The sequence below is a fragment of the Rhizobium sp. PP-F2F-G48 genome, from assembly GCF_004342335.1.
GTDB lineage: Bacteria > Pseudomonadota > Alphaproteobacteria > Rhizobiales > Rhizobiaceae > Ferranicluibacter.
This window is the reverse complement of sequence record NZ_SLVH01000006.1, coordinates 99,289-122,450: the sequence shown is the minus strand read 5'-3', so window position 1 is coordinate 122,450 and position 23,162 is coordinate 99,289. Positions and strand designations below refer to the sequence as shown.

The window sequence follows — 23,162 nt, the reverse complement described above, 5'->3', positions numbered from 1 at the left end:
TGGTGGGCGTGACAGGGATTGAACCTGTGACCCCTACGATGTCAACGTAGTGCTCTCCCGCTGAGCTACACGCCCATCCGTGCCGCGCATAGACCACAAACCTTTTTGAGCGTCAACAGGCATCGTGATGCTTTTTTGACAAAAGGGAAGGGCCGGTGCGGGGCCTGACGCCGGCGCCTTGTCAGGCGGCCAGCATCTTGTTCACTTCGTCGACCAGGTCGCGAAGGTGGAAGGGCTTGGAGAGGACCTTGGCGTCCTTCGGGGCCTTGCTGTCGGGGTTCAGCGCCACGGCGGCGAAGCCGGTGATGAACATGACCTTGAGGTCGGGATCGAGTTCGGTCGCGCGACGCGCAAGTTCGATCCCGTCCATTTCCGGCATGACGATGTCGGTGAGGAGGAGCGAAAAGGGCTCTTCCCGCAGACGGTCATAGGCACTGGCGCCGTTGTCGAAGGAAAGGACCTTGTAACCGGCTTTTTCCAGCGCCTTCACCAGGAAACGGCGCATGTCGTTGTCGTCTTCTGCGAGGAGAATTTTGGGACTCATGGATTTCCAGCCGTTGCTGTCTAGGTCTTATTCTATGACGGGAAGGTGCGGTCGCCTCATGAAACCGCAATGGGGTAAATATCCCGTGAAGACCGGACGTCAAGACCGATCGACGCGCGTGCCCGCAACCGTCGTGAGGGGCGACTATGGACACAGATGCGGCCAACTGGCAACATGAACGAAGCGGCAAGATGATGACATGGTAAAAAGGATCGCGATGGAGGAGACGGTTCGGGAGCACGATCTGTTTTGCGTTCGCGAGCCGGACCATCAGAAAATCCCCTTTGTTTTCAACTCCCCGCATAGCGGCAGGCTCTATAGCGACGCGTTTCTCGCGCAGTCGCGGCTCGATGCGCGCGCCATCCGCCGCTCCGAGGATCATTATGTGGACGAGCTTTTCGGCCGTGCGGTCGGGCTCGGCGCACCGATGCTGGTGGCGCATTTCCCGCGGGCCTTTCTCGACGTCAATCGCGAACCCTATGAGCTCGATCCGCGCATGTTCGACGGCGCGCTGCCGCCGCATGCCAATATCAGTTCCATGCGGGTTGCCGGCGGGCTGGGCACCATCCCGCGCCTGGTGGCCGAGAATATGGAAATCTACCGCACCCGCATGCCGGTCGAGCATGCGCTGGAACGGGTCGAAACGATTTACAAGCCCTATCATGCGACGCTCCGGCGGCTGATCGCGCGCACGCATGTGCTGTTCGGGCGGGCGATCCTGATCGATTGCCATTCCATGCCCGGCAACGTTCGGGTGGCCGGCAGCGGCGTGCGGCCGGATATCATCATCGGCGATCGCTACGGCACCAGTGCCTCGGCCGATCTTTCCCGGATGGCGGTGACTCTGCTCGAAGATCTCGGCTTTACGGTGACGCGCAACAAGCCCTATGCCGGCGGCTTCATCACCGAACATTACGGCCGCCCGACCCGTGGCCTGCATGCCCTGCAGATCGAGATCAACCGTGCGCTCTACGTGGACGAGACGACGCTGGTGAAGAAGCCGGAATTCGATTGGCTGGCGCACCTGCTCGGCACGTTCTTCGCGGAGTTTGCAGCCCATGTCGAGGGCTCGACCGAGAGCCTGCCGCTCGCCGCGGAATAGATTTTCCCTGAGCGACGCCCGACCTGCCGATCCCTTGATCCGCGATGGCAACCGGCCAAAAAAAACCGCGCTCTTGGCGCGGTTAAGTCTAGGGAGGAAACACCCAAGGAGGGTATTTACAGCCACGAATGACTGTCAGAAGAGTTTGATATTGCGACGCACCATTGTCAAGGCCACATCCGATCCCATGACGAATCGGTGACATGCTAACAGTCGGCATTTGTTTGATAATTTTTGAAATTGCCCAATAATCGTGCGAAAAATCGGGTGAAGCATCGCCGTCTGCATATGGCGTGTGCGGCGCATGGCGAAACTGCTGAAAACTTGTTCTGCATTTTCTTTTGAAAATAAATTCGTCTAAGCATGCGCAACGTCATGTCGGGCCCCGTGCGGGTCGTTTCCAGGAGAGTGCCATGCTGCCGGACCGTCCGTTCTTCGATCGCCTGGCCGATGCAGCCAAGGCCGAGACCCTGCCGCGGTTTCGCACGGGTGTCGGCGTTGCCAACAAACTCGAGACCGGTTTCGATCCGGTGACGGAGGGCGACCAGGCGGCGGAGCGGGCCATTCGTGTGCTGATCGAGGAGACGTTTCCCGACCACGGTATTCTCGGCGAGGAATATGGCACGGTGGGTGCCGACCGCGATTACGTCTGGGTCATCGATCCGATCGACGGCACGCGCGCCTTCATTTCCGGCCTGCCGGTCTGGGGCACGCTGATCGGCCTCTACCACAAGGGCCGCGCCGTGATGGGTCTGATGGACCAGCCGTTCACCGGCGAGCGCTTCTTTGCGGCCGATGGCGTCACGCATTATCGGGGGCCCGAGGGCGCGCGGACGCTTTCCACGCGCGACTGCGGGGCGCTGTCCGAGGCGACGATGTTCACGACGTCGCCCTATCTCTATCACGGCGACATCAAGACGAAATTCGAGGCGGTGCAGGATAAAGTGCGGCTCGCCCGCTACGGCTGCGATTGCTACGCCTTCGCGCTGCTGGCGGCCGGGCATATCGACCTCGTCATCGAAGCCGGTCTGAAGCCTTATGACGTCGGTGGCCTCATTCCGCTGATCGAGCAGGCGGGCGGCATCGTGACCGACTGGAACGGGGGCCGGGCGGAAATGGGCGGCGAGGTGATCGCGGCCGGCAGTGCGGCGCTTCATGCCGAGGCTCTGGCCATCCTGCGGGGCTGACGCGCTTTCGGCGTTCAGAGCACCAGCATATCGTCGCCGCTCAGGCTTTCCGTGACGTCCGGGCCGGTGCTGCCGGGGATAAAGGCATCGATGGCGGCCATGGCCTGTGCGCGGTAGCGGTCGTCCTCCTGGAAAACCTCATGCCGGGCGCCGTCGATGGGGATGAGGGTGGCGGCGCGAAAGTTGCGGGCCAGGGACTCGATGGCCGCATAGGGCACCAGCCGGTCGCGGGTCGGGGCGAGCAGCAGCGTCGGCACGGTGATGCGCGTCAGGTGCTCGCGGCGCGTGACGCGGCGGATGGCGCGAAAGGTTTCGTGCAGCCAGCGTGCGCTGGGGGCTCCCAGCGCCAGTTCCGGATGGGCCTGCGCGATCGCGGCGTTGCGGGCGTAGCGCACGGGGTCCGTGGAAACGAGATTCTGCGGGAAGAGCATGGGCTGCTCCTTCGACAAGGCCAGAGCGCCGAGGCCGAAGAGGCTGACCACGGCCGAGAGCAGGCCGATCTTGCCATGGCTCATGCGCTGGTTGCCGAGCGCCACGAAGGGCGCATTCAGCACCATGCGGTCGATGCGCGTTGCCAGCCGCGGTGCCTGGGCCAGCGCCACGAGGGCACCCATGGAATGGGCGATCAGGAAAAACGGCAGGCGCGTATCCGGCAGCACGATCTTTTCGAGAAAGATCGACAGATCCTGCTCATAGTCGGAGAAGCGGCGCACATGGCCGCGGCGCAATTGCTTCAGCAGACGCTCCGATCCGGCCTGCCCACGCCAGTCGAAGGTCGCAACCCAGAGGCCGCGGGCCAGGAGGTCGCCGATCATCTCGAAATATTTCTCGATCGATTCGTTGCGCCCGTGAAGGAGGACGACCGTGCCCTTGGCGGCGGTGTCGCCGCTGCGGAACACGGCGTAGCGCAGGCGCCGCCCGCCGGTGCCGGTGAAGAAGCCGACGGTATGGCGTCGCGGATCTGCGGCGGCGGGCGGTATCGGATTGTCCGGCGTCGGAAACAGCCGCGGCGTCAACTGCGTCGTATCGTCGGCACGCGGACCGTCGGCCGGTCGCGTTGCGGTCGCGGCGACGGCACCGGTCGGCGTGGCGGGGTCAGGTCGTTGCGTCGCGGAGGTTTTCTGCATCAGGGGTCCGATCGGCGGTCTCGGCATGCGGCGGCAACGTCATCCTAGACGGTCGTCCTTTCACGCAGGTGAACGATGGACGATGCGGCGAGTGGTCGCGTCCGGGACGTCAGAAATATTCCAGGGACGACCGCCGGTCAAAGAGCGAGGCCATCTGGACGGACTGGTCTTGCCCGATGTTCCAAAAGAAAAAGGGGCCGGAGCGGCGGGGAGCCGCGTCCGGCCCGGAAGGGCGAAACAGAAGCGCAACGGGGACTGCAACCTTTCAGGGACGATCCGGCTGCGTGTCTTGCTCCTGTTCCGATGAATGCTGTTCTAGCCGAGCGCAGGTGAACCGAAACGGAACCGGCCGTTCATCCCCCGTTTATGTCACGCGAGACTGTCTCCCTTGGTCATCCCAATGCATAAAATCAAGGGTTTGCCAGCAGGGGAGGCGATGCGAAAAAATGTGACGATGCCGATAATTTTGTCGTTCAGACGCCTCTTGACGGCCGAAAAGGTCGTTCCCATCTCAGGATCACGGGCGCCGAAGAGGGCCCGGCCACCGGTCTTGCCATCGCCGCTTACGGGATGACGGGCCAGACATCGCAACTCGTTGCTCGTTTAGTGAGGACACCATGCGTCACGTTGATTTTTCTCCCCTCTACCGCTCCACCGTCGGCTTCGACCGGCTGTTCACCATGCTCGACAGTCTCGGCCAGCCCGACCAGTCGCAGAGCTATCCGCCCTACAATATCGAGCGGACCGGCGAAAACACCTACCGGATCACCATGGCGGTTGCCGGTTTCGATGAAAGCGAGCTTTCGATCGAAGCCAAGGAACATACGCTGACGGTCAAGGGCGAAAAGAGCGAGGAAGAAACGGCCGAAAACCAGTTCCTGTATCGCGGCATTGCCAAGCGCGCCTTCGAGCGCCGCTTCCAGCTGGCCGAATATGTGGAAATCCGCTCCGCTTCCCTGAAGAACGGCCTGCTGCACATCGATCTCCTGCGCGAGATCCCTGAAGCTGCCAAGCCGCGCCGCATCGAGATCTCGGCCGCCCAGAGCGCACCGAAGCAGATCGAAGCCAATCAGGTCGAAGCCAGCGTCAACTGATCGACGGCCTATCACTCTGAGTGGAAGAGACGGCGTCCCGTGAGGGGCGCCGTTTTTCGTTGCCGGGTCTCGACGTCTCAGGCGCTACGGCAACCTTCGAGGAAGGCGTCGACATCGCCCGGCTCCGTGGCGAAGCTGGTGACCAGGCGATAGAGCCCCTCGTCGGCGGCGAGCGTGCCCGCCAGCGCGTGCGGCACGGGCCAGGGATAGAACAGCGCGCCCTTCTCCTTCAGCGCCTCGGCATTCGACGTTTTCAGAATCACGAACAGCTCGTTGGCATTCGACGGCCAGGCGAGGCGGGCGCTGTTGCTGTCGGCGATGCCGTCGGCCATGCGCTTGGCCATGGCGTTTGCGTGCCGCGCGAGGTCGAGCCAGAGATCCTTGTCGAGATAGGCCTCGAGCTGGGCGGAAACGAAGCGGGTCTTGGAAAAGAGCTGAGCCGAGCGCTTGCGCAGATACGGCATATCGCCGGTCTTCGAGGGGTCGAACAGGATCAGCGCCTCCGCACACCAGCAACCGTTCTTGGTGCCGCCGAAGGAGAGAATGTCGACGCCGCGTTTCCAGGTCATTTCGGCCGGCGTCGCATCGAGCGCGACCAGCGCATTGGCAAAGCGCGCGCCGTCCATGTGCAGCGGCAGGCTGTAGCGCTGCGCGATCTCGGAAATCGCGGAAATCTCATCCAGCGTGTAGACCGTGCCGGCTTCGGTCGCCTGCGTCAGCGTCACGGCCATCGGCTGTCCGGCATGGACGAAGCCCGGGGGAAACCGCTTGATCTCCGCTTCGAGTCGCTCCGGGTCCATCTTGCCGAACGCGCCATCGACCGGCGCCATGCGTGCGCCGAGCGAGAAGAACTCCGGTGCACCGCATTCGTCCGAATTCACATGCGCCTCGCGGTGGCAGAACACGTGCCCGCCGGGCCGCGTGACGCTGGCAAAGGCGAGCGAATTTGCCGCCGTGCCCGTTCCGACGATGAAAACGGCGACCTCCCGTTCGAACACCTCGGCCAGCATCGCCTCGACCCTTCGGTCGAGCGGGCTCGTGCCATAGGCGGGGGCAAAGCCCGGAGCCGCCTTGACCAGGCTTTCCGCGATGAGGGGATGGGCGCCGGCCCAGTTGTCGGAGGAGAAGATCATGCAAGCTTCCGATGGTCGAGAGAAAAGGGCGGGCCCAAAGGCGCACGCGCCGAACCCTCGCGAGACCATAATCCGCCGGAGCCGGCAATCAATCCCGGCCGTCCCGATCAGGACAATTGCAGACCAGTTTGAAACCAAAGGAAAGTCTGCGCGCCGGTCACGCAACATTCTTTCGTCAATCTCGCGATGTCCGACATTTTTGGATCGATGACGCCGATTATTTGAAGGCGATCTCTTGCAGTGACCGGAGCTTTCTGGCATAGAGCCTGTGAAATAGGACAGGCTTGCTGTCCTATTTCGGTCTGAAGACCGAATGGCCCGAAGCGCACATCCAAGCGGCGCGGGGCCGGTGCAGGGAAACACTCTTCGCGCGGCGAGCCATCCGGCTTTTCTCTGCGCGTCCGGCGCGACGCCGGTGCTCCCTGTCAAATGGTCGCGGATCTTCTGACCCGACACCGCCAAGCTTCGTTTGCGAGCGGCACAGGATCATGCAACGATAGACCGGGCGTCACCGCGTGTTTGAAGCCGCGCGTGCGCCCCGACGACGGCAGGCCCGAGAGACGAGGGCCGCAACTGGAGGGAAGACGATGACGCAGATCACGCCATCACATGACGCCGCATCCCATCGCGTAGAGGCTGACGCCACCGCGACGACGACGGCCGTTTTCCCGAAAGCTTTCCCTGCGAATACCTACAAGGGTGGCCTGCCGGCCAAGCAGGGTCTCTACGATCCGCGCAACGAGCACGATGCCTGCGGCGTCGGGTTCGTCGCGCATATGAAGGGCGTCAAGTCGCACCAGATCGTGCGCGACGGCCTGTTCATCCTCGAAAACCTGACGCATCGCGGTGCCGTCGGTGCCGATCCGCTGATGGGCGATGGCGCCGGCATTCTGGTGCAGATTCCGGACCGTTTCTTCCGTGAGGAAATGGCCGCGCAGGGCGTGACGTTGCCGCGCGCCGGCGATTATGCCGTCGGCTACCTGTTCATGCCGCAGGACGAGGCGCAGATCGCGCATTTCAAGCAGGTCATCGCCGATGTCGTTGCCGAAGAGGGGCAGTCGCTGCTCGGCTTCCGCGACGTCCCGGTCGATAACGCCTCGCTGTCGAAGGCGCCGCATATCGCCGCCACCGAGCCGCGTCACGTGCAGGTGTTCATCGGCGCCGGCCGCGATGCCGCGACCAATGCCGAGTTCGAGCGGCGTCTGTTCACGCTGCGCAAGGTCATCTCCAACCGGATCTACGATGCCTATAAGGGTGCGGAAACCGGTTTCTATCCCGTGTCGCTGTCGTCGAAGACGATCATCTACAAGGGCATGTTCCTCGCCTATCAGGTCGCGGCCTATTTCAAGGATCTGGAAGACCCGCGGTTCGAGAGCGCGGTCGCGCTCGTGCACCAGCGCTTCTCCACCAACACCTTCCCGTCCTGGAAGCTCGCGCATCCCTATCGCATGGTCGCCCATAACGGCGAGATCAACACGCTGCGCTCCAACGTCAACTGGATGGCGGCGCGCCAGGCTTCCGTGTCCTCGCCGCTCTTCGGCGACGACATCTCCAAGCTCTGGCCGATCTCCTACGAGGGGCAGTCGGACACCGCCTGCTTCGACAACGCGCTCGAATTCCTCGTGCAGGGCGGCTATTCGCTGTCGCATGCGGTGATGATGCTGATCCCCGAAGCCTGGGCCGGCAACCAGCTGATGGGGGCCGAGCGCAAGGCCTTTTACGAGTACCATGCCGCCCTGATGGAGCCGTGGGACGGTCCGGCTGCGGTCTGTTTCACCGATGGCCGCCAGATCGGCGCGACGCTCGACCGCAACGGCCTGCGTCCGGCCCGCTACCTCGTCACCGACGACGACCGCGTCATCCTAGCATCCGAAGCCGGCACGCTGCCTGTGCCGGAGGAAAGCATCGTCAAGAAGTGGCGCCTCCAGCCGGGCAAGATGCTGCTGATCGACATGGAAGAGGGCCGCATCATTTCCGACGAGGAAGTGAAGTCCTCGCTCGCCGCCCAGCATCCCTATCGCAAGTGGCTCGACAACACGCAGTTGATCCTCGAAGAACTGAAGCCGGTGGAGCCGCGTGCGCTGCGCCGCGACGTGTCGCTGCTCGATCGCCAGCAGGCCTTCGGCTACACGCTCGAAGACACGAAGATCCTGATGTCGCCGATGGCGACGACCGGCCAGGAAGCGATCGGCTCGATGGGGACGGATACGCCGATCTCGGCCATGTCGTCGAAGTCGAAGCTGCTCTACACCTATTTCAAGCAGAACTTCGCGCAGGTCACCAACCCGCCCATCGATCCGATCCGCGAAGAGCTGGTGATGAGCCTCGTCTCCTTCATCGGGCCGCGGCCGAACATTCTCGACCATGTCGGGGCATCGCATGCCAAGCGGCTGGAAGTGCGCCAGCCGATCCTGACCAATGGCGATCTCGAAAAGATCCGCTCCATCGGCCACACGGAAGACCGTTTCGACACCAAGACGCTCGACTTCACCTATGACGTCGCGCGCGGCGCCGAAGGCATGCCGGAAATTCTCGACCGGCTCTGCGAACGGGCGGAAGCGGCGGTGAAGGGCGGCTACAACATCATCGTGCTGTCCGATCGCCAGGTCGGCCCGGATCGCATCGCCATTCCGGCGCTGCTCGCAACCGCGGCCGTCCACCATCACCTGATCCGCAAGGGACTTCGCACCTCGGTCGGCCTCGTGGTGGAATCGGGCGAGCCGCGCGAGATCCATCACTTCGCGCTGCTCGCCGGCTACGGTGCCGAGGCGATCAACCCCTATCTCGCCTTCGACACGCTGACCGACATGCACAAGCGCGGCGAGTTCCCCAAGGAAGTCGACGGCAGCGAGATCGTCTATCGCTACATCAAGGCCGTGGGGAAGGGCATCCTCAAGGTCATGTCGAAGATGGGCATCTCGACCTACCAGTCCTATTGCGGCGGGCAGATCTTCGATGCCGTCGGTCTTTCGAGCGCACTGATCGAGCGCTATTTCTTCGGAACGGCCACGCAGATCGAAGGCATCGGCCTCAAGGAGATCGCCGAGGAGACCTTCAACCGTCACCAGGCGGCGTTCGGTCCCGATCCGGTCCTGACCAACACGCTGGATGTCGGCGGCGAATATGCCTACCGCATGCGCGGCGAAGGCCATGCCTGGTCGCCGGACTCGATCGCCTCGCTCCAGCATGCCGTGCGCGGCAATGCGCAGGATCATTACCGCGCGTTCGCCGACATGGTGAACGGCGACGCTCTGCGCATGAACACCATTCGCGGGCTCTTCACCATCAAGGGTGCAGACGGTCTCGGCCGCACGCCGATCTCGATCGACGCGGTCGAGCCGGCTGCCAAAATCGTCAAGCGCTTCTCGACCGGCGCGATGTCGTTCGGCTCCATCTCGCGCGAGGCGCACACGACGCTCGCCGTCGCCATGAACCGGATCGGCGGCAAGTCGAACACCGGCGAAGGCGGCGAGGAGAGCGATCGCTACTTCCCGCTTCATGACGGCTCGGCCAACCCGGAACGGTCCGCGATCAAGCAGGTGGCGTCCGGCCGCTTCGGCGTGACGACGGAATATCTCGTCAATGCCGACATGCTGCAGATCAAGGTGGCGCAGGGTGCAAAGCCCGGCGAAGGCGGTCAGCTGCCCGGCCACAAGGTGGACGCGACCGTCGCCAAGACCCGGCATTCGACGCCGGGCGTCGGCCTCATCTCGCCGCCGCCGCACCATGACATCTATTCGATCGAAGATCTGGCCCAGCTGATCTACGACCTGAAGAACGTCAATCCGGAAGCCAACGTGTCCGTCAAGCTCGTCTCGGAAGTCGGCGTCGGCACGGTTGCCGCCGGGGTCGCCAAGGCGCGCGCCGACCATATCACCGTCTCCGGTTACGACGGCGGCACCGGCGCCTCGCCGCTGACATCGCTGAAGCATGCCGGCAGCCCCTGGGAAATCGGCCTTGCCGAGACGCACCAGACGCTGGTTCTGAACGGCCTGCGCTCGCGCATCGCCCTGCAGGTGGATGGCGGCCTGAAGACCGGCCGCGACGTCATCATCGGTGCGCTGCTGGGGGCCGACGAGTTCGGCTTCTCCACCGCGCCGCTGATCGCCGCCGGCTGCATCATGATGCGCAAGTGCCATCTGAACACCTGTCCGGTGGGCGTGGCGACGCAGGACCCGGTCCTGCGCAAGCGCTTCAAGGGTGCGCCCGAGCATGTGGTCAACTACTTCTTCTTCGTCGCCGAAGAGGTCCGGGAAATCCTCGCCTCGCTCGGCGTGTCAAGGTTCGACGACATCATCGGCGCCTCGGAACTGCTGGAGAAGGACACGCTGATCTCGCACTGGAAGGCGAACGGGCTCGATTTCTCCAACATCTTCTACAAGGTGGATGCGCCGAAGGAAGCGACCTACTGGACGGAGAAGCAGAACCATCCGATCCACGACATTCTCGACCGGAAGCTGATCGCGGAAGCGATGCCGGCGCTGGAATCCAAGACCCCGGTGAAGATCGAGGCGACGATCAAGAACGTCGACCGTTCGGCCGGCGCCATGCTGTCGGGCGAAGTGGCCAAGCGCTGGCGCCACAAGGGGCTGAAGGACGATACGATCTTCGTGACGCTGCGCGGCACGGCGGGTCAGTCGTTCGGTGCGTTCCTCGCACGCGGCATCACCTTCGACCTGATTGGCGACGGCAATGACTATGTCGGCAAGGGCCTGTCCGGCGGTCGCATCGTCGTGCGTCCCTCCGAGGCATCGAAGATCAAGGCGGCGGAATCGATCATCGTCGGCAATACGGTGCTCTACGGCGCGATTTCCGGCGAGTGCTACTTCAACGGCGTGGCCGGTGAACGCTTCGCCGTGCGCAACTCGGGCGCCATCGCGGTGGTCGAGGGCGTGGGCGACCATGGCTGCGAATACATGACGGGCGGCGTGGTGGTCGTGCTCGGCGAGACCGGCCGCAACTTCGCGGCCGGCATGTCGGGCGGCGTCGCCTATGTGCTGGACGAGAGCGCCGACTTCCCGCAGCGCTGCAACATGGCCATGGTCGAGCTTCAGCCGGTTCCGGAAGAAGACGACATGCTGGAAAAGCTGCATCATCACGGTGGCGACCTCATGCACAAGGGCATGGTGGACGTCTCCGGCGACATGACGCGCCATGACGAGGAGCGGCTGGTGCAGCTGATCTCCAACCATCTCCATTATACGGGCTCGCCCCGCGCCAAGGAGATCCTCGACAACTGGGCGGACTTCCGGCCGAAATTCCGCAAGGTCATGCCGGTCGAGTACCGTCGGGCGCTCGAGGATATGGAGCGGATGAAAATGGCGGAGGCTGCCGAGTAATCGGCGGCCCCGCCCCCGGCGAAGGAAAAGGCTCCGTCGTCTCCGGGCCGGCGTCTCTTCCGCACGTCTGGCAGCGGCCGAAGCCGGCCTGCATGGTCCAACTCTAGCGGTCTGCGGACAGCCAGTTGGCGCAGAAGCGCGGGGACAAGAGCTTGCCGGCACGGGACCAGCGACCGTCTCGGCACCGGGACATGCGATGGAGCGTTCGCCGGGTCCGGCGACAACGGGATCAAAAGCTGCCGGTCGCCCGGCGGTCAGAAACAGAAACGGGTGGGCGCGGCGCGGGTGGCATCAGCGCTTCCACGGCGACGATTGAGGGTTACGTCATGGGCAAGGTTACAGGTTTCATGGAGATCGACCGGCAGCTGGCAAAGTATCAGCCGGCCTCCGATCGCATCCGTCATTTCCGGGAATTCACGATCCCGATGTCGGAGCCTGAAGTCCAGAAGCAGGCGGCACGCTGCATGGATTGCGGCATTCCCTTCTGCCACGGCCCGACCGGCTGCCCGGTGCACAACCAGATCCCCGACTGGAACGATCTCGTCTACAGCGGCAACTGGGAAGAGGCGATCCGCAACCTGCACTCGACCAACAACTTCCCCGAATTCACCGGCCGCATCTGCCCCGCGCCCTGCGAGGAAGCCTGTACGCTGAACCTCGAGGACGCGCCGGTCACCATCAAGACCATCGAGCAGGCAATCGCCGACAAGGCCTACGAGATGGGCTATATCGTGCCGAAGCCTGCGGTGACGAAGACCGGCAAGTCGATCGGCATCATCGGTTCGGGTCCGGCCGGCATGGCCGCCGCCCAGCAGCTGGCGCGCGCCGGCCATGCGGTGCATGTCTACGAGCGCGAGACCAAGGCAGGCGGTCTGCTGCGCTACGGCATTCCGGACTTCAAGATGGAGAAGAACTTCATCGACCGCCGCGTCGAGCAGATGACCGGCGAAGGCGTCACCTTCCATTACGGCGTCAATATCGGTGTGGACCGCACGGTGGAGAGCCTGCGCGAGGAGCACGACGCCGTGCTGTATTGCGGCGGCTCCGAGACGCCGCGCGATGCCGGCATTCCCGGGGGCGATTTCGCCGGCGTTCACGATGCCATGCCGTATCTCGTGCAGCAGAACCGCCGCGTCGGCCGCGAGAACATCGACAGCGTCGGCTGGCCTTCGGACCCGATCCTTGCCGGTGGCAAGCACATCGTCGTCGTCGGCGGCGGTGACACGGCGTCCGACTGCGTCGGCACTGCGTTTCGTCAGGGTGCCGTCAAGGTGACGCAGCTCGACATCCGCCCGCAGCCGCCGGAAAAGGAAGACAAGCTTTCCGTCTGGCCGTTCTGGGCCACGAAGATGCGCACCTCCTCGTCGCAGGCCGAAGGCGCCGTGCGCGAATTCCAGGTCGCGACGCTCGAATTCGTCGGCGAAGACGGTGTGCTGACCGGCGTGAAGTGCTGTCAGGTCGACGATCGCCGCAAGCCGGTTCCCGGCACGGAGTTCGTCATCAAGGCCGACCTCGCCTTCATCGCCATCGGCTTCAGCGGCCCCTTGAAGACGGGTGTTCTGGAGGAGCTCGGCGACGCGCTCGCCATCAACACCGACCGTCGCGGCTCCAGCAACGTGATTGCGGACGACAAGGACTATCGGACCTCCGTCGACAAGGTCTGGGCTGCCGGCGACGTGCGCCGTGGCCAGTCGCTCGTCGTCTGGGCCATCCGTGAAGGGCGCCAGGCAGCCCGCGCGATCGACGAGGCCCTGATGGGCTCCAGCGTTCTGCCGCGCTGATCCCGCGCGGCCTCCTGTGATGCGCGATGTCCGGTTTGCCGGGCATCGCACGTGAGGGAAACAGTGCCGCCCTCACGCGGCAAGGCCGCAAAGCCTGCAGCGCATTCAGCCCCGAGGTTCGGTCACGGTGCGCGTTGGCCGATCACGCCTGCCGTTGATCGTAGGCCAGGCGTGCCCGGTCGATCTGCTCCTGATGCTCGAAGGCCCAATTGCCGAGCGCCTGCACGGGCTCGCGCAGCGACTGGCCGAGATCGGTCAGCGCATATTCCACCTTCGGCGGAATGGTCGGGTAGATCGTCCGCGTCACCAGCCCATCCCGTTCCAGATTGCGAAGCGTCAGCGTCAGCATACGTTGCGAGATGCTGCCCAGCGCCCGCTTGAGCGCGTTGAAGCGCTTGGGTCCCGGCGTCAGCAGCATCACCACCAGCACCGACCATTTGTCGCCGATCCGGGAGAGGAGGGCGCTCGCCATGCGGCAGTCATGGGTCTCGTGAAGCGTCTCCAGCGTCATGTCCTTATTTGCAGGTGTCATAAATGTGCCTCCTTGCGCACGTTCCGACACATCATTCATAGTGCCTCGGTATGGAAAAGTAACTGGAATTCCCCGCGTCTCGCAGGACAAAGCGCGGCGTCGCGTTTCCATGCGCCGTCACCATCGACTGACCGTGCACATCGTGCATCAAAGGATAGACATCATGAAACTCCTCCACCTCGATTCCAGCATTCTCGGTGACCATTCCGTCAGCCGGGCCCTGTCCAAGGCTGCCGTCGAACGCCTGACGGCGGGCCATCCCGACATCGAGGTCACCTATCACGATCTCGCCGCCGAGCCGGTCGCCCACCTCTCCGGCCGGTATATGGCCGGACAAAGCGACGATGTTCAGCACGATCAGGCGCTTCAGGAGGATCTGGCGCTGGGCGGCAGGGTTCTCACGGCGTTTCTGGAAGCCGACATCGTCGTCATCGGCGTGGCGCTCTACAATTTCGGCATATCAAGCCAGCTGAAAAGCTGGGTGGACCGCATCTGCGTCGCCGGCAAAACCTTCCGCTACACCGAGGCCGGTCCGGAGGGCCTCGTCGGCGACAAGCGCGTCATCCTGACGATCGCACGCGGTGGGCTCTATGGTCCGGGCACGCCGTCGCAGTCCTTCGAGCATGCCGAAACCTACCTGCGGTCGGTTCTCGCCTTCATCGGTGTTATCAATCCCGAGGTCTTCGTGGCCGAGGGCCTGGCGCTCGGCGCAGAGCCGCGGGACGCTGCGACCAAGGCGGCTCTCGCAACGATCGCTACGCTCAAGGCTGCCTGAGACAACAAATACGCCCGCTCGGACTTTATCTGAGCGGGACGGCCTGCCAGGGCGGCACGGGACCTGCAACGGGCGTTGCCGGTTCGGCGGTCTCTGGCGTTCCCGGCGCCAGAGCCGTCTTCACCATCCGGAAATCGTCGATCCGGCCGAACGGCGCGGGCGGGGCCTCGCCTTTTTCCACCAGCAGATCCCGCGCGCTGCGCCCGGTGCTGGCCGGAAGGCTCGCATCGTCCAGAAGCGTGGATGCGCCGTCGAGCTCCGGATCGACAAGGCTGATCGGCTGGGTCTTGACGATCGTCTCGCTGGTCGGGGCTGTGACCACGAGATCCTTCATGCCGCTCGGGTCCGGAATGTCCTGTCCGGGCGCCACGGTTTCGCCGAGGAGACGCCGGATGTCCTTTTCCACATAGAAGGCAAGCTTGCGCTTACCCGCCGGCGTCAGGTTGATGCCGTCGGCGCCGCGCAGGCGAACCTGCTGGCCGTTGATGTCGGAGCCGGTCGTCACGAACTTGCCCTGCTCATCGACGAAACCGTCCCAGATATCGATGAACTGCCCGCCGATCTTTTCCGCCTCGGCGCGGAAGATGCCGTTGAGCGTCACCATGTCCGTGGTCATCGCGGGCGACTGGAACGAGGGCATGCCGACCCAGAGCAGCGGCACGTTGCGGCTGCGGGCAAGGGCTGCAAAGGCGGCGACGCGCCGTGTATATTCGGCCGTCCAGGCATCCGTGCGATATTTTTCGCGCACGGAGCCGATTTTCATCTGCTGGCGGTCGTTCGCCCCGAAACTGACGACGATCAGGGCCGGCTTCACGTCATCGGCGTAGACCGGCAGCATATCCGGCCAGTCGAAATAGTCGTCGCGCACCATGCCCGACGAGCCCTCGCTGCGGTCCTCGACGACGATCCCCGGGCTATCGGCAAACGCGGTCTTCAGGCCGTCGCTGAGGCTGCCGGCGATGAAGTCGCCAACCACGAGCACGGTTTTCGCGTCCGGCTGCTTCTCCACGATCTCGGGCGTATCGGGTGCAACCGGCACGGGCCGGGGCTTGGCGCGTTGGGGCTTTGCTGGGCGCCGGGCCCGCGGCGGCGGCTCCCGATCGGTGTTGCCGTCGTCGCCATAGGTCTCGTAGACCCGCTGCTCCTGGCGCGGCCGGCCGAAGAACATGTCGAGGATGGTGCGTCGTTCCTGCGCCTCGGCGCGGCCGGCGGGCGGAAGAAGCGTGACGGCCGGCAGGGCGAGGAGGAGGGCGAGGACGAAAACGGCAAGCCGGCGCAGACGCGGCTGCCGCACCGGTTGCGGCAGGAACCTGTTCTGACGAACGGGAAGGATTGCTGTTCTCGGCATCGACATCTGCATTCCCGCCAGGCATCCTGCCCGGCTCTTTCTTGATCCGCAGACCTTATCGCGAAGGCGCGCCTCTGCTGAAGCCTGCGAGGTTCATTCGCAGTTCCGTCCCTCAGTCCCTGAGGGCGCGCAGGAGGTTCTGCGTCGGCTGGCCGTCCGGGGTCATGCCGTTGCGGTTCTGGAAGGCCTGGATCGCCGCCTTCGAGCCGGAGCCGAAATTGCCATCGACCTCGCCATCGTAATAGCCGAGTTCCTTCAGTCGCGACTGAAGCTCGAACTTCTGCTTGACGTCCAGCGTGCCGTCCGGCCGGCTCCAGGCCTGCTGCATGCCGCCATAGCCGGCAATCTCGTCGGCCAGCAGACCGACGCCGAGCGCATAGCTGTCCGAGGCGTTGTAGCGCTTGATGACGGAGAAGTTCTTGGTCATCAGGAAGCCGGGGCTGCCACCGCCGCCCGGCATCTTCAGCGTCGCGCGGATGCTGCCGTCACGAAAGCCCTTGCCGTTCGGGCGGGTGAAGCCGAGGGCCGCCCACTGCTTGAGCGTCTTCGTCTGGCCCTGCAGATCGGAGCCGCCGGCCGGAACGGCCGTCTCGTAGCCCCAGGTCATGCCTGGCTGCCAGCCGTTTTTCTTCAGAAGGTTTGCAGCCGTCGCCAAGGCGTCGGGAACCGAGTTCCAGATATCGCGATGGCCGTTGCCGTCGGCATCGATCGCATAGAGCAGGTAGCTCGTGGGGATAAACTGCGTGTGGCCCATGGCGCCGGCCCAGGAGCCGTTCAGTTCGCGCGGGGATACGTCTCCCGACTGGAGGATCTTCAAGGCGGCAATCAGCTGGGTCTTGGCGAATTTTGCGCGCTTCGGATCGGCATAGGCGAGCGTCGCCAGCGCCCGCGGCACGTAATGCAGCCGGTCGTCCTTCTCCAGAACGGCGCCGTAGTTGGATTCCATCGACCAGATGGCCAGAAGCACGGTGCGATCGACACCGAAATGCTTCTCGATCGCGTCGAGCGTGCGACGGTGCTTGACCGCCATCTCCTGCCCGACCTTCTGCGTGTAGGGGTTCACGCGGCTGTCGATATATTCCCAGATCTTGTGCTTGAATTCCGGCTGGTAATTGGCCTTCTCGATCACGGTCTCGTCCGGCGATTTCACGCCGGCAAAGGCCTTGCGATAGGTGCTCTCGGTGATGCCCGCCTTGGCGGCCGTCGAATAGAAGCCGTTGATCCATTTCTGGAAGCCGGCATCGGCGAAGGCAGGCGTGGTGGCAAGGAAGGTGGCGGCGGCAACAAGGGCGGCGCGGAGGCGGCGGCGAAGGGGCAGACTGTTGCTGTTCATCGGTCTGTCGTTTCCGTAATCTCGGTCAGGCACGTCGGAAGAGACGCGCGAACCATCACTATACCATTCCAGAACCCGTCCCTCTTGCGCAGGCGGAGACGGATCTGACGCGTGCCGGCTTTCGTTTCGGGCCGGTTTGAGGAAGACTATCGAAATGTGGTCAACAAGTTCTTTACCATGTCGAGGGTCTTGCGTCTTGCGCAGCGAAAAAATAGCGTGTCCGCGGTATATACGTTCACGTTCATGTGACGGACCCGTGTCATGTTCACTTGGCATTCACCCCGGGTCGTCCATGGAGACGGGGCAAGCAGGGCCTGCTCGGGCTCATAGTTCAAAACCCGGATCGTGCGGATCTGGAAACAGCGAGTGGGTTGGACATATCAACGTCCGTCAGACGCCGGGTTTTCGGAAGGCGGCAAGGCCCTCCGGTGGAAAGGGCGCTGCCAGAGTTCAAGAACATCGGGATCGACGTTCATTTAAGGCCGGTTTTCCGGCAAGACGATATCACGCCACGGCGGTCGGGTCCTCCCGTCCGTCCTTTTGAAGAATGACTGAGAACTGGAGATATTGATGAGTGAAAAGCGTAAGGTCCGAAAGGCCGTCTTTCCTGTTGCCGGCCTCGGCACGCGTTTTCTGCCCGCCACCAAGGCTGTCCCGAAGGAAATGCTGACGGTCGTCGACAAGCCTGTTATCCAGTACGTCGTCGATGAGGCGATCGAAGCCGGCATCGAGCATCTGATCTTCGTAACGGGCCGCGGCAAGGGCGTGATCGAAGACTATTTCGATATCCAGACGGAGCTCGAGCAGACACTGCGCGAGCGCAACAAGAAGGCCGAGCTGACGCTTCTGGCCGATATTCTGCCGGAAGCCGGCATGACCAGCTTCACCCGCCAGCAGGCGCCGCTCGGCCTCGGCCACGCCGTCTGGTGTGCCCGCGATATCGTCGGCGACGAGCCCTTCGCGGTGCTTCTGCCCGACATGATCATGCGCGGCGAAAAGGGCTGCCTCAAGGGCATGGTCGAGCTGTACGAGCAGAGCGGCGGCAATGTTCTCGCCGTCGAGGAATGCGCGCCGGAAGTCGCCCATCGATACGGCATCGTCGGCGTCGGCGAACCGATCGGCGACGGTTTCGCCATCAATGCCATGGTCGAGAAGCCGGCGGCCGGCACTGCGCCGTCCAACTACTTCATCAATGGCCGCTACATCCTGCAGCCGGAGATCTTCAAGATCCTGGAAACGCAGGAGCGCGGCGCCGGTAACGAGATCCAGCTGACAGACGGCATGCTGAAGCTGCTGAAGAGCCAGGGCTTCGCCGGCTACGTGTTCCGCGGCGAAACCTTCGACTGCGGCGCAAAGGATGGCTTCATCCTCGCCAACGTCGCCTTCGCCCTGTCGCGCGACGATATCCGCGAGTCCGTCGAAGGTCCGCTCAAGGCGCTTCTCGCCCGCTGATCCGGTCAATCGTTGAGAAAAAGCCGCGTTGCCCGAAGCAGCGCGGCTTTTTTGCGTTTCGCAATGGGCTTAGCGCCGCAGCGTCAGGCCGACGCCGATGCGGGCGACGGAGGTGGATTGCCCGATGTCGGGCGTCGTCCGCTCATAGCTGACGTCGCCGGTCAGGGCGAGGTAGCGGTTGATGTCGTAGGTAAGCCCCGCGCCCGTCAGCCAGACCTTCGTGTCGGAGGAGGTGCTGCCCGAGGGGTAGTTGCGGAAGGTCAGGCTGTTGGAGAGCCGCGCGACGAGGGTCGAGCGCAGCTCGTGCGTGACGCGGCTGGACAGGGTGTAGGCGAGCGCGCCGCTTTCGCCGGAGGTGGTGGAGGGCTCCAGCGTCGTCGAGAGCCCGGTCGAGACATCCGTGCCGCGCTGCGGCGACCAGTTGATGAGCCCATCGATGGTGGCGCCGTTCAGATCCTTCAGCCGCGCGTCGTCGAAACGATACGTGTTGTAGCCGAACGCCAGTTCGCCCTTCAGCTTCTCGCCGAGGTCGGTCTCCACGCCGGCGCGGCCGGAATAGGTCTTGTAGGAGCGGCTGTAACCAAGGCTGTCGGCACGCAGTTCGTAGACGCCGCGGCCGATCGAGGCTTCGAGAAACGGGATCAGGGCCGGCGACAGCTCGTAGCCGATGCGCGTCGTCAGCGTGCCGACATCGCGGTTGCGGTCCCTCTGCGACAAGGTCGTGCCGTCGGACAGATCGACGTCGGAATAGGTCAGGCGGTTGACATCGACCTTTGCCGAGCCGCGCAGAATGCCGAAATCATGCTCGATGCCGGCGCCGAGCCTGTACTGGTTGACGCCGGACTGCGTTTCCGCGCCGTTGACGGCGTTCGGGTCGGTCGCATCCTCGCGGTCGAAGCTGTAGCCGGCGCGCAAGGTCGCGATCGTGTCGCGGCTGATGTCGAGGCGGAAGGCGCCGTCGATGTCGGCGCGGGGCTTGGTTTCGCCCGTGCCGGAGAGATTGCGCTGCCAGTAGCCTTCGCCGGTGATGCTCAGCTGATGGCGGGACCAGTCGGAGGTCAGGGTGCCCTTGAGGCCGGTCTCGGTATAGGTGCGGCGCTCGCTCGTATCGCCGCTACGCGTCGTCTCCGAGTTGATCGTCTGGCCGATCGACGGCTTGAGGGTGAAGGTGCCGAGCGAAATGCCGGGCACGTCGTCATCGTCTGCAAGGGCCGATTTCAGGCCATCGACGCCGGTCTCGCGCAGGTTGGAGCGAATCAGGTCCTGATCCCGCAGCAGCCCGCCATCGACCACGGCGTCGTCGCCGATCGCGCCGGTGATGTCGCCATCGCCGGTGGCCGGCAGAGTGCCGGTTGCGGGAACAGCCGCCGCCGCCGCTCCGGCCGCCTGCGGGCTGAGGGTGCCGGGTGTCTGGGTACCCGGCGTCTCACGACCGGACGTCCCTGTGGATGTGGGATCCTCCGGTCCTGCAAGGTCCGTCTCGCCGGCATCGTCCTCCACAGCCTGGGCCCGGGCGAAAGACGGCGCGGCAAGCGTCGTCAGGCAGACGGTGGACAGGAGCAAAGCGGCCATGGCGGCACGAGCGGGCCGAACGGCACACGCATCGGTGTCCAGGGAAAGAGAAGGCGCCATATGCCGGGTCCGCAAGCTCGAAGCAATTGTTTCGCAATCGTAAACGCTTGTGGTTAACCAATCCTTAGCTGTCAGATCGTCGGAGGGTGCATCCCGCTCAGTCGGCCGGGGCCTCGTCCACGCGGAGCCATTGGCCGTCGGCCGAGACGACGCGAACGCGGGCACCGATCGGCAGGTCCGGCCCGCTCACCGGCCATGTGGTGTCGCCGAGGCGAACGCGGCCGCGGCCCTCCGCGATCGGTTCTTCGAGGATGGCGGTCCGCCCGATCAGGCTGCGGCCGCGCTGGTTCAAGAGGGGCGCGTCGGATGGATGGTCGAAACGGGCCAGCAGGCGGCGGCCGACGAGAACGGAGACGAGCGACAGAACCGCAAACAGCGGCAACTGCACATGCCAGCCGAAAAAATCCGCATTCCAGAAGATCAGGGCCAGCGCGCCGGTCAGGATCGCCGCCATGCCGATCCAGACGAGAAAGACGCCGGGAACGAGGATTTCCGCGGCCAGCAGGACCAGTCCGAGCACCCACCAGGCCCAGGGGCCGAGTTCCTCGATGATGCGCGCGACCATCAGGCGCCTGTCCGCGGGGTCGAAAAGGGTGAGGGCGCCGTCGGGATGGTCGGCGGCACGGAGCGTGTCGGGGCACGGGGACGCTCCGGCGGGGTCGGGGCATCGCCGAAGACCTCGCGGGCGATGGCGCCGATGCCACCCAGCGAGCCGATCAGCGCGGAGGCTTCCATCGGCATCAGCACGATCTTGGAGTTGGGCGCCGTGCCGATCGCGGCGACGGCTTCGGTGTATTTCTGGGCGACGAAGTAGTTGATCGCCTGCACGTCGCCGGCCGCGATCGCCTCGGAGACCATACGGGTCGCCTTGGCTTCGGCTTCGGCCAGCCGCTCGCGCGCCTCGGCATCCCGGAACGCTGCCTCGCGCTGGCCTTCGGCCTGCAGGATCGCCGATTGCTTGGCGCCTTCGGCCCGCAGGATCTGCGCATTGCGCGAGCCCTCGGCTTCCAGCACCTGCGCGCGCTTTTCGCGCTCGGCCTTCATCTGGCGTGCCATGGCGTCCACCAGGTCCTTTGGCGGCTGGATGTCCTTGATTTCGACGCGGGTGACCTTGATGCCCCAGGGGCCGACGGCCTCGTCCACGACGCGCAACAGGCGGTCGTTGATCGTGTCGCGGTTGGACAGCAGCTCGTCGAGATCCATCGAGCCCATGACGGAGCGAATATTGGTCATCGTCAGGTTGAGGATGGCGCTCTGCAGATTGGCGACCTGATAGGCCGCCTCCGCCGCGTTCAGCACCTGATAGAAGGCGACGGCATCGGCCGAGACGCTGGCATTGTCCTTGGTGATGACCTCCTGGGTCGGCACGTCGAGGACCTGCTCCATCACGTTCATGCGCGCGCCGACGCGATCGATGAAGGGCATGATGAGATTGAGGCCGGGCTCCAGAGTCCGCGTGTAGCGGCCGAAGCGTTCGATCGTGTGGCGATAGCCCTGCGGCACGGTCTTGATCCCGGCGATCAGCACGAGGATGACCAGGACCGCGAAGGCCACAACCACGATATCCAGTCCGCCCAAGATCATCTCCTCCGTGTATCGACTGGTCCCGGCTTAGCATGCCCGGGCGCGATGCGGAACCACGCCGGTGCCGCTTTGGGGGGCAGTGGGGATATCAGATGCTCGGCGCGCCCAGCACACGCTCGAGCGTCACGGTCCGGGGTGCTGCCACATCCACCCAGCCGCCGAGTTCCCGGCGCACGACGTGTTCCAGCACGCGCATGCCGTCATCGCTGTCGTTGAGGCAGGGGATATGCGTGAATTTTTCGCCGCCCGCATGGTGGAAGGTCTCGGCGGCTTCCACGGCAATTTCCTCCAGCGTTTCCAGACAGTCGGACACGAAGCCCGGATTCATCACGGCGATCCGCTTGATGCCCTTCTGCCCGAGCGCCTCCACGGTCTTGTCGGTGTAGGGCTGCAGCCATTCCTCCGGGCCGAAGCGGGACTGGAAGGTCACCTGCAATCTATCCTTCGACCAGCCGAGCTTTTCGCGCAGCAGACGCGCCGTCTTGTAGCACTGGCAGTGATAGGGATCGCCCTTCCTGAAGTAGGACTGGGGGATGCCGTGGAAGGACGTCAGCACCACTTCCGGCTCCCAGTCGAGCGTCGCCAGATGCGTGTGGATCGAGTTGGCGAGGCTTTCGATATAGACCGGATCGTCGTGATAGGGCGGCACGGTGCGCAACGCCGGCTGCCAGCGCGATTTCAGCAACAGGCGGAAAGCCTCGTCGTTGACGGTGGCCGTCGTGGCGGCGGCATATTGCGGATAGAGCGGGAAGAGCAGGATCTTTTCGCAGCCCGCCTGCTTCATCGCCTCCATGCGGTCGGGGATCGAGGGTTGGCCGTAGCGCATGGCCCAGTCGACCACGACATTGTCGTGATCGGCAAGGCTTGCCGCCATCTTCTCGGCCTGGCTGCGGGTATAGGTGCGCAGGTAGCTTTCGTTCAGATCCTTGTTCCAGATCGTCTCATAGGCCTTGCCGACCTTGGCGGGTCGCGTGTTCAGCACGATGCCGTAGAGGATCGGGTACCAGAAGACGCGCGACCATTCGATGACGCGCTTGTCGCTGAGAAACTGCTTGAGGTAGCGCCGCATGGACACCTTGTCCGTGCCATCGGGCGTGCCGAGATTGACCAGGAGAACGCCCACTTTTCCAAAAGCCACCTTCGGGTGGTCGGCGGGGAGAGGCGTGACGGTCATGTTCATGGCGGTGTCCTGCGGCAAG

At 64.2% G+C, this 23,162-nt stretch carries 17 protein-coding genes and 1 tRNA gene; 7 read left to right on the top strand and 11 right to left on the bottom strand.

Going from position 1 to position 23,162, the window contains the following annotated elements; translation table 11 throughout:
* Positions 1-75: transfer RNA gene (locus C8J36_RS15235), tRNA-Val, on the bottom strand.
* A gap of 106 nt (positions 76-181) precedes the next feature.
* Positions 182-544 (bottom strand): response regulator CpdR1, encoded by a 363-nt coding sequence (cpdR1, locus tag C8J36_RS15230; protein ID WP_018327941.1) that lies wholly within the window; start codon positions 542-544, stop codon positions 182-184.
* Positions 545-761: 217 nt separating this feature from the next.
* Here cpdR1 and C8J36_RS15225 point away from each other — a divergent pair, with 217 nt between their 5' ends.
* Together C8J36_RS15225 and hisN are read left to right on the top strand one after the other, a co-directional pair.
* A complete protein-coding gene (locus C8J36_RS15225) occupies positions 762-1,646 on the top strand; it encodes an N-formylglutamate amidohydrolase (protein ID WP_062595863.1) in 885 nt (294 codons plus the stop codon).
* A gap of 413 nt (positions 1,647-2,059) precedes the next feature.
* Positions 2,060-2,833, top strand: a complete 774-nt coding sequence (hisN, locus tag C8J36_RS15220) for a histidinol-phosphatase (protein ID WP_132536082.1) — start codon at positions 2,060-2,062, stop codon at positions 2,831-2,833.
* Positions 2,834-2,847: 14 nt separating this feature from the next.
* Here hisN and C8J36_RS15215 read toward each other — a convergent pair whose 3' ends face one another.
* Positions 2,848-3,960 (bottom strand): alpha/beta hydrolase, encoded by a 1,113-nt coding sequence (locus C8J36_RS15215; protein ID WP_082477305.1) that lies wholly within the window; start codon positions 3,958-3,960, stop codon positions 2,848-2,850.
* Positions 3,961-4,577: 617 nt separating this feature from the next.
* Between C8J36_RS15215 and C8J36_RS15210 the strand changes: the two genes are divergently transcribed.
* Entirely contained in the window at positions 4,578-5,054 is a 477-nt protein-coding gene (locus C8J36_RS15210) for an Hsp20 family protein (protein WP_132536080.1), read from the top strand.
* 77 nt (positions 5,055-5,131) lie between these two features.
* On the opposite strand, the gene C8J36_RS15205 is transcribed toward C8J36_RS15210, so the two are convergent.
* Positions 5,132-6,187 carry a low specificity L-threonine aldolase gene (locus tag C8J36_RS15205; protein ID WP_132536078.1) on the bottom strand — a complete coding sequence of 352 codons (1,056 nt, stop codon included), beginning with the start codon at positions 6,185-6,187 and terminating at the stop codon, positions 5,132-5,134.
* 587 nt (positions 6,188-6,774) lie between these two features.
* Between C8J36_RS15205 and gltB the strand changes: the two genes are divergently transcribed.
* Positions 6,775-11,526 (top strand): glutamate synthase large subunit, encoded by a 4,752-nt coding sequence (gltB, locus tag C8J36_RS15200; RefSeq protein WP_245506579.1) that lies wholly within the window; start codon positions 6,775-6,777, stop codon positions 11,524-11,526.
* Positions 11,527-11,852: 326 nt separating this feature from the next.
* Positions 11,853-13,307 (top strand): glutamate synthase subunit beta, encoded by a 1,455-nt coding sequence (locus tag C8J36_RS15195; protein ID WP_132536076.1) that lies wholly within the window; start codon positions 11,853-11,855, stop codon positions 13,305-13,307.
* Between the two features lie 142 nt (positions 13,308-13,449).
* Here C8J36_RS15195 and C8J36_RS15190 read toward each other — a convergent pair whose 3' ends face one another.
* Complete coding sequence (locus C8J36_RS15190) at positions 13,450-13,839, bottom strand: helix-turn-helix domain-containing protein (RefSeq protein WP_132536074.1); 390 nt, start codon at positions 13,837-13,839, stop codon at positions 13,450-13,452.
* 163 nt (positions 13,840-14,002) lie between these two features.
* On the opposite strand from C8J36_RS15190, the gene C8J36_RS15185 reads away from it, so the two are divergent.
* Complete coding sequence (locus C8J36_RS15185) at positions 14,003-14,614, top strand: NAD(P)H-dependent oxidoreductase (RefSeq protein WP_132536072.1); 612 nt, start codon at positions 14,003-14,005, stop codon at positions 14,612-14,614.
* A gap of 25 nt (positions 14,615-14,639) precedes the next feature.
* Here C8J36_RS15185 and C8J36_RS15180 read toward each other — a convergent pair whose 3' ends face one another.
* Complete coding sequence (locus tag C8J36_RS15180; protein WP_132536070.1) at positions 14,640-15,962, bottom strand: DUF459 domain-containing protein; 1,323 nt, start codon at positions 15,960-15,962, stop codon at positions 14,640-14,642.
* A gap of 112 nt (positions 15,963-16,074) precedes the next feature.
* Positions 16,075-17,295, bottom strand: a complete 1,221-nt coding sequence (locus C8J36_RS15175) for a lytic murein transglycosylase (RefSeq protein WP_132536068.1) — start codon at positions 17,293-17,295, stop codon at positions 16,075-16,077.
* Between the two features lie 570 nt (positions 17,296-17,865).
* On the opposite strand from C8J36_RS15175, the gene galU reads away from it, so the two are divergent.
* Positions 17,866-18,747: a UTP--glucose-1-phosphate uridylyltransferase GalU gene (galU, locus tag C8J36_RS15170; RefSeq protein ID WP_062595853.1), complete on the top strand. Its 882-nt coding sequence runs from the start codon at positions 17,866-17,868 to the stop codon at positions 18,745-18,747.
* A 69-nt stretch (positions 18,748-18,816) separates the two neighbouring features.
* Here the strand turns inward: galU and C8J36_RS15165 are convergent, their stop codons facing one another.
* The 4 genes from C8J36_RS15165 to hemH all read right to left on the bottom strand — a co-directional run bounded on the left by C8J36_RS15165 (position 18,817) and on the right by hemH (position 23,137).
* Entirely contained in the window at positions 18,817-20,379 is a 1,563-nt protein-coding gene (locus tag C8J36_RS15165) for an outer membrane beta-barrel protein (protein ID WP_245506578.1), read from the bottom strand.
* A 97-nt stretch (positions 20,380-20,476) separates the two neighbouring features.
* Positions 20,477-20,944 carry an NfeD family protein gene (locus C8J36_RS15160; protein ID WP_132536066.1) on the bottom strand — a complete coding sequence of 156 codons (468 nt, stop codon included), beginning with the start codon at positions 20,942-20,944 and terminating at the stop codon, positions 20,477-20,479.
* Positions 20,944-21,963, bottom strand: coding sequence for an SPFH domain-containing protein (locus tag C8J36_RS15155; RefSeq protein ID WP_132536064.1), 1,020 nt, complete (start codon positions 21,961-21,963; stop codon positions 20,944-20,946). Before C8J36_RS15155 ends, C8J36_RS15160 begins: the two co-directional genes overlap by 1 nt.
* Positions 21,964-22,051: 88 nt before the next feature.
* Positions 22,052-23,137: a ferrochelatase gene (hemH, locus tag C8J36_RS15150; protein ID WP_132536315.1), complete on the bottom strand. Its 1,086-nt coding sequence runs from the start codon at positions 23,135-23,137 to the stop codon at positions 22,052-22,054.
* Between the last annotated feature and the right edge of the window lie 25 nt (positions 23,138-23,162).